Source organism: Flavobacterium sp. LS1R10, from assembly GCF_003968825.1.
Taxonomy (GTDB): Bacteria; Bacteroidota; Bacteroidia; order Flavobacteriales; family Flavobacteriaceae; genus Flavobacterium.
The window spans coordinates 1-2,602 of sequence record NZ_RYDH01000012.1; the positions used below are offsets into that span (position 1 = coordinate 1).

A 2,602-nucleotide genomic window follows, 5' to 3' on the forward strand; every position below is an offset into this window, starting at 1 on the left:
TGACTATTCCGATGAAAGTGGACACCCTATTCCGGAGCAAAGTGGACAGTTGTTTTGCTGATGATTTCTTGGGTTAAAATTAGATAATTTTTTTACTATTTTTTCATTTTTTTTCTCATGGATTCTCCTTTGAGTTCAAAGCGTATTGCCGAGTGTATAATTCGATCCAAAATAGCATCGGCAATTGTCTTTTCTTCAATGAGATCATACCAGTTTTTCACCGGTAGTTGTGAGCAGAAAATTGTGGCTCTTTTTTGATTTCTATCCTCTACCAAATCCATCAATATCATTTGCTTTTCATTGCTGATGGCTTGCAATCCAAAGTCATCGATAATTAACAGATCGTGATTCTCAATTTTTATGAGTTCTCTAATGTAGGAACCATCAGCTTTTGCCATCATTAATTTTTGGAAGAGTTTGCCCAAATTGTAATAAAGTACTTTGTATCCTTTGATGCAGCTTTGATGTCCCAAGGCTGTTGCCAAAAAGCTTTTTCCGGTTCCAGTACAACCTGTGATAATGACATTTTCATTTCGGTCAATAAAAGAGCAGTCCGATAAACGGCTCAGCAGATTCCGGTCGAGATTCCGGTCATCGGTATAGCTTATCTCCTCTAAAGATGCCTGATAATGGAACTTTGCATTTTTGAGTAACCGCTCGGTTCGGCTGTTGTTGCGCTGATTGTCCTCGGATTCAATGAGCCAGGCAATAAATTCATCGTTGCTAAAAGTGTCTTGGTTTCTGGTTTCGAATGAGGATTCATAGGCTCGTTTCATTCCCTTTAGACGCATTTTCTGCATCTTTTCGATAGTGGCATCGGTGTTCATATTTTGATTTGATTTAAAATGTTAAGCATAATATTTTGATCCTCTGATATTGTCATGATTAGAGATCGAGACGTTGAATAAATCCAGCTGTTCTTCTTCTTTATCAAGGCCTCTCTCTAAAATATTTTTGATAGAATTGTAGCTTACGGCATCGTAGCTCAGGGCGCGTTTGCAGGCATTGTTCAGGCGTTCTTTTCCTGTTTTGGTAGCCATGGCCAATATGCCCATGCAACTCTTATAACTCTGTTCTGGATACTGTTTTTTATCCAATATTTTCTCGATGTATTCTTTTGTCGAAGCGCCTATCTTTTGCGCCCAAGAGATAAAATATTCTGAACTCCAATCGGCATTGTAGGTATGATTCACAGGCATGTGCTCCTTTAGTGTCGCATAATGATACCTTTTACGACTGCGCGGATGAAGCGCAATGCGGGATTGATTATGATAGATTTCCACGACACTTTGAGTAAGGATCATTTTTACTTTCTTTCCAATGTAGGCATTGGGAACGCTGTAATAGTTTTTGTCGGATGAATAATAGACATGGCAATTCTTCTGTACCGTTGCCATTTTGTAGTCTCTGAGTTCATATTTCTCCAAAGGCAATGGCTTTAAAGCATCTTTCTCTATTTCTAAAAAAAGAGCGGTACGACTGTGTTGTTTTTTCTGAAAAGGAGTTTGATTATAAATCAAAAGAAGCTCCTTTATAGCTAAATTTAATTCAGCAATACCATAAAATTCTTTATCCCTGAGAACTGCATGGATGCGAGTGTAAGTGATATTTACGGCACCTTCAACCAAGGATTTGTCCTTGGGTTTCAGGGCTCTGGCCGGCATGATGGAAGTATCATAATGCGAAGCAAAACAGGCGAACTGTTCGTTTATATGGGGTTCATATTTATTGGATTTTGTTACTGCTGATTTCAGGTTGTCGGGAATAATGCAGGCCGGAACGCCTCCTAGGTAATGCAGACAATTTTGAACACTACCTATAAAATCAGGTATTTGTTGAGAAAAAGAGGCTTCTACGTAAGTATATTGGCTTGCGCCAAGGGTGGCAACAAAGACTTCCACGGGCTTTATTTCTCCTGTTTCCCTGTCAATGATATGGAGTTTCTTACCGGCATAATCAATGAAAAGTTTTTCCCCAGCCTTATGGGTAGTGGGCATATACCCCTGCGATTTCTGGTTCCATTTTTTGTAATGTTCACAGAATTGGCTGTACATAACCCCTTGTGGATGCTTTGTTTTGTATTCGCCCCAGAGTATATGGCGGGTAACTCCAACACGTTTTAATTCCTTTTCGAGATAAGGAAAAAAGGAGTATAAATCCTTATGAATCTGCTCTCTATTGGCAGGATTTAACTCATTGGAAACTTCAAAAAGTTCCGATAAATCGTTCTCTTTGAGTTCAAGGAGTTCCTTTAAGCAAATCCCAGAAGTTTCAATCACACCAAGATATTTGACAATGGTGGTTCTTGATTTTCCAATGCTTTTGGAAATTTGACTATTAGAAAGACCATTGGCTTTCATTCTGATGATTTCTCGTATCATAATTGATCCTATTGATTTATTGGCCATACTGATGTGATTAGATCACAAAGTAGGATAAAAAATCATCATCAAAACTGTCCAGTTTGAACCGGAATGAGGTGTTCACTTTGCTCCGGAATCACCTGTACAGTTTGAACCGGAATGGGGTGTTCACTTTGCTCCGGAATCACCTGTACAGTTTAAACCGGAATGGGGTGTTCAGTTTGACCCGGAATATCCAA

2 protein-coding genes are annotated in these 2,602 nt (G+C 39.0%); both read right to left on the bottom strand.

The window, feature by feature from the left end; all coding sequences use genetic code 11:
• Nucleotides 1-95: 95 nt before the first annotated feature.
• Nucleotides 96-827: an IS21-like element helper ATPase IstB gene (gene istB / locus EKL96_RS14130; protein ID WP_126463476.1), complete on the bottom strand. Its 732-nt coding sequence runs from the start codon at nucleotides 825-827 to the stop codon at nucleotides 96-98.
• 21 nt (nucleotides 828-848) lie between these two features.
• Nucleotides 849-2,408 (bottom strand): IS21 family transposase, encoded by a 1,560-nt coding sequence (istA, locus tag EKL96_RS14135; RefSeq protein WP_126463478.1) that lies wholly within the window; start codon nucleotides 2,406-2,408, stop codon nucleotides 849-851.
• Between the last annotated feature and the right edge of the window lie 194 nt (nucleotides 2,409-2,602).

Excerpts from the sequence above, each read along its gene's own strand:
- istA (WP_126463478.1), bottom strand. The coding sequence starts at position 2,408 with ATGGCCAATAAATCAATAGGATCAATTATGATACGAGAAATCATCAGA.
- istB (WP_126463476.1), bottom strand. The coding sequence starts at position 827 with ATGAACACCGATGCCACTATCGAAAAGATGCAGAAAATGCGTCTAAAG.